The sequence below is a fragment of the Pedobacter sp. 01T416_2 genome (assembly GCF_056398925.1).
Genome location: NZ_JBFTQI010000530.1, coordinates 1 through 4,214, shown reverse-complemented (window position 1 = coordinate 4,214; position 4,214 = coordinate 1). Strand labels below are relative to the sequence as shown.

General features: G+C 37.5%; 5 protein-coding genes. 1 reads left to right on the top strand and 4 read right to left on the bottom strand.

Going from position 1 to position 4,214, the window contains the following annotated elements:
- The 4 genes from AC1DPQ_RS19645 to AC1DPQ_RS19630 form a co-directional block, all read right to left on the bottom strand.
- On the bottom strand, positions 1 to 361 hold a 361-nt coding region (locus AC1DPQ_RS19645), incomplete at its 3' end, for a peroxiredoxin (RefSeq protein ID WP_477610617.1).
- A 177-nt stretch (positions 362 to 538) separates the two neighbouring features.
- On the bottom strand, positions 539 to 2,272 hold the full coding sequence (locus AC1DPQ_RS19640) for a M23 family metallopeptidase (RefSeq protein ID WP_477610616.1): 1,734 nt from the start codon (positions 2,270 to 2,272) through the stop codon (positions 539 to 541).
- A gap of 3 nt (positions 2,273 to 2,275) precedes the next feature.
- The gene (locus AC1DPQ_RS19635; protein WP_477579637.1) at positions 2,276 to 2,887 is read right to left on the bottom strand and encodes a fumarylacetoacetate hydrolase family protein; all 612 of its coding nucleotides are present in this window, start codon (positions 2,885 to 2,887) and stop codon (positions 2,276 to 2,278) included.
- Positions 2,888 to 2,962: 75 nt separating this feature from the next.
- Positions 2,963 to 3,445 carry a T9SS type A sorting domain-containing protein gene (locus AC1DPQ_RS19630; RefSeq protein WP_477579636.1) on the bottom strand — a complete coding sequence of 161 codons (483 nt, stop codon included), beginning with the start codon at positions 3,443 to 3,445 and terminating at the stop codon, positions 2,963 to 2,965.
- 228 nt (positions 3,446 to 3,673) lie between these two features.
- Between AC1DPQ_RS19630 and AC1DPQ_RS19625 the strand changes: the two genes are divergently transcribed.
- A partial coding sequence (locus tag AC1DPQ_RS19625) for a KUP/HAK/KT family potassium transporter (protein WP_477610615.1) occupies positions 3,674 to 4,214 on the top strand: 541 nt, incomplete at its 3' end.

Sequence of the window (4,214 nt, the reverse complement as noted above, 5' to 3'; positions counted from 1 at the left end):
GTACTGTACCCATGTATTTTTTGCCGTACATATTTTTTTCTGCCCAAACACCATAGTCGTTTACAAATTTCTGGTCGGTATCTGCAAGCAGGGTAAATGGTAAATTATGCTTGGTAACAAACTTTTGGTGCGATTTTTCATCATCAACGCTAACACCTAAAACCACAATGCCTTTTGCTTGTAAGCCCTGATAATTATCCCTGAAATCGCAAGCTTCGGCAGTACAGCCTGGTGTATCATCTTTGGGGTAAAAATACAGAACAACCGTTTTGCCTTGATAATCGCTTAAAGAAACTTCAATGCCGTTTTGATCTTTTGATGTAATTGCCGGTGCCTGATCACCTTCTTTTAACGCTGCCATATTTATAATGATTGAATTTAGAATGTTATATTGATTGAATGCTTAAGATTACACGCAATTTAAACGTTTTAACTTATTATACTGTTCAATTTATGTTAAAAGATGACATTTCTTAGTTTTAATTATGGTTTTGATGCAACTCGATCATAAAACCCTTAAATCTTGAAAATCCTGATCCTATTTAAAGAATGTTACTGTGTATTTTCTGGTGTTTTCTTTCATATCCACTACAACTAATTCCAATATATGCTTTCCGGAAGTTGTTCTTTCGTCAAAACTATGCCAAAGTGTAGCTGTTTTAGTGTCAAATTCCATTAAAGCCCATTTGCCATCGATATAACCATTAAAACTTTTTATACCTGATAAATTATCACTGATTCTGAAAAATATTTTAGATAAACCGGCCATGTTTTTTCCTTCAGCAATATTTACAGGTACGATCCTTGGTGCAAGGGTATCAATAGCGATATAAAAACTGCCGAAGTTTTTTGGAGTAGCCTTAACATAGCCATTTTCGAAAAACCCGCCCTGAGATGTACCGTTGTTATTTACAATTAGGGCTTTGCTTCTTAAGTTTTCCGGAAGGTTATCAGCCTTGATCGAGATGTCGAAACCGATATGCAGTGGCGTGTATTTATTATGAATCYGATGTACGGCCGACCAGGCATTTCCCGTCGGTTTAGGCAGTTTTTTATAAGTGAAATTTAAATCGCTGTACAATGTTCCGAGTGGGAAAACTACTTTAATATCATCGGTATTAAATTCATTCACCTTATTATACGGATAAATTATTCCGGCGGGAATAACCGGCGCTGCAATAGGTGCTGAGCCTGCATTTACGGTAAAAGGGAGGACAGAAGAGTTCCCTTTCGAATCGGTTACGATGTAGCGCAGTTGGTGTGAAGCACCATCATTGAAATTAATCCTACCACTGTTTACCAAACCGCTATAAATTTTTAAAGGGTTACCAGGTTCAACAAAACTTTTCTGAATACTTCTTTTGGTATTTAAATAAGTTGGGTAATCGATGTGCGAGTTGATGGCCTTACTGTCTTCAAACGCAAAGCGTTCAAGGGCAGAAGTATATATTTTCTTCCCATCAAGCTCCAGTTGGATCGAATATACCCCGTTGGTGCCTGATAAACCATTATGCCGATCGGTTACCACGATGCCGAAGCCAACCTCACCAGTTAAACTGATGGGGGCAGTGGTTTTATAATTGCCATTTGCTCCACTAATGCCGATGGCTTGTTTAGGTGTATTTTCGTTAAAGGTTTTGCCATTTAAACGGTATACATACAAACCATGAAGAACAGGTGGAATGTTATCGGGTATGATGATCCCGAAAAACTGAGGATTTATGGTCTCTTCTGTTCTGGTATCTCTGATTTCGAAATGCAGATGCGGACCGCCCGAACTTCCACGGTTACCAGACCAGGCAATAATCTCGCCTTTATGTACCGGAATTAATGTGGCATCGGGAAACTCATCAATCTCAAATGATTTTTTCTCGTATTCAAGGTTTTTAACAATGGTTGCAATTTTGGGAGCAAACCGTTGAAGGTGGCCATATACAGTAGTGAAACCATTAGGGTGATTAATGTACAATGCCTGTCCGAAACCACTGTTCTGAACCCTTAACCTCGAAATATACCCATCTGCAACGGCATAAACAGGGTAACCTTCGCGTTGGTTGGTCCTGAAATCAATTCCAGAATGAAAGTGATTGCCGCGGATTTCACCAAAAGAACCTGCAAGGGCAGGAGGACTAATATCCAAAGGTTGTCTGAAATCGGTAATAGGGTATTTATTCGTACTATAAATCTGTTGCGCCTGAACAAAAGTTGAAGCAAATAAAAGGCAGATCGAAACCAAAAATTTTAACTTATGCTGGATCGGGTTTTTAATCATTCGTTACTTTACATCAAAATTTAAAAGTTGCTTTCCTTCTAACCAGGCTTCCAATTTATCGCCCTTATTTATTTTTCCGACGCCCTGTGGTGTTCCGGTAAAAATTAAATCGCCTTTTTTTAAAGTAATGTATTGAGAAACAAAGCTGATTATCTTCTCGAACGAGAATAACAAATCTTTAGTATGGCCTACCTGGCGGCTTTCTCCATTTACCTTCAACTCAAAATTTAAGTTGTAAAGATCCTCAAAATCACTTTTAGGATAGAAGATACTGATGGGTGCCGAGTTATCAAAAGCTTTGGCAAGTTCCCAAGGCAATCCTTTTTCTTTGTGTTTGCTCTGGATATCTCGGGCGGTAAAATCGATGCCTAATCCCACTTCATCATAATAAGTCGCGGCGAATTTTTCTGCGATGTGTTTTCCTTCTTTACAGATTTTTAATACCACTTCTAATTCGTAATGTACATCATCAGAAAAATCAGGCAGGTAAAAAGGTTTATTGTCTTTTAAAACAGCTGTATCAGGTTTCAGAAAAATTACGGGTATAGTTGGAACCGGATTGTTCAGTTCTTTTGCATGTTCGGCATAGTTTCGGCCAATGGCGATGATTTTCATTCTTAAGAATATGAAATATGATAAAATAGACGGGAATTAAATCCACATCAATCAAAAATAGAAAAGAAAATGGTGTTATAAAACCGAGATCCGTTTTACCTGGCTTTCGGAACCGGCAATAACCCTCAAAAAGTAAATGCCAGGATTAATCCTGTTTGGAATGACGAAGCTTTTGGTCTGYTCACCAGCATTTAGGCGTTCATTTGAAAGTGTTGCCACTTCATTTCCCAATAAATCGATGATTTTGATCGTAGTCTGTGTGCCATCTTTTCCGATAGATAAGATAATATTTAACTGATCTTCTACAGGATTTGGATATATTTTTACGATGGTTAACAATTTATCTTTTGCTATAACCGTTGTATTTTTTGGAGTTGTGGAGTAAGTATTGAACATTCCAGAGCCGCCAACTGTCATATAAAGTGGTTTGTAAGGCGTAATGTTGGCTTTGATTTCAGGAATTCTGCTTACTTTTTTTGTTCTGTTTTTTAAGCTAATGCGAATACTATCAGCTTGTTGTGCCCAAGAATTTACGCCGCACAGTAAGACAATGCACAATGTGCATGCAAGTTTTGTGAGGAACGTTATCTTAGCGTAGAGTTTCATCAAATTGGTATAGCAAATGTATTAATTTAAAACAAAGAAATTAAACATTTTGTTTAAAACCCATAATTTAACACAATTTAACAATAAAATTTAAATTTCATAGTGTTAAAAATACACAATAATTTGGTTGTTAAATTGTTATAGTTAGTTTACTTTTGCCGCACTAAAATAATCAACGAAGTGTCAAATCATAAAAATGTCAACGCGTTAACCGCCGGCGGGGTTCTAATAAGTTTAGGAATTGTGTTCGGTGACATTGGTACATCTCCATTATATACCCTAAATGCAATTTTTACAACCATTTTAGGCGGTAAACAGGATATAAATCCCACAAATGTTCTTGGTGTACTATCCTGTATCATTTGGACGCTAACACTACAAACGACCATTAAATATGTTATTATTACCTTAAGGGCCGACAATAAAGGTGAGGGTGGTATTTTCTCTTTATTTTCTTTGGTTCGGAAAAAGGCGAAGTGGCTGGTGGTTCCGGCTGTGGTAGGAGGTTGCGCATTACTCGCCGATGGAATTATTACACCAAGTATTACGGTTACCTCAGCAATTGAAGGTTTAACCAGTAAGTTCGATGTGCCGGTTATCCCCATTGTATTAAGCATTTTAACGGTTCTGTTTATTATCCAGCAGTTTGGAACCAATTTGGTTGGAAAGCTTTTCGGGCCCGTAATGTTTGTTTGGTTTGCTGTCTTGGGTGTATTGGGTA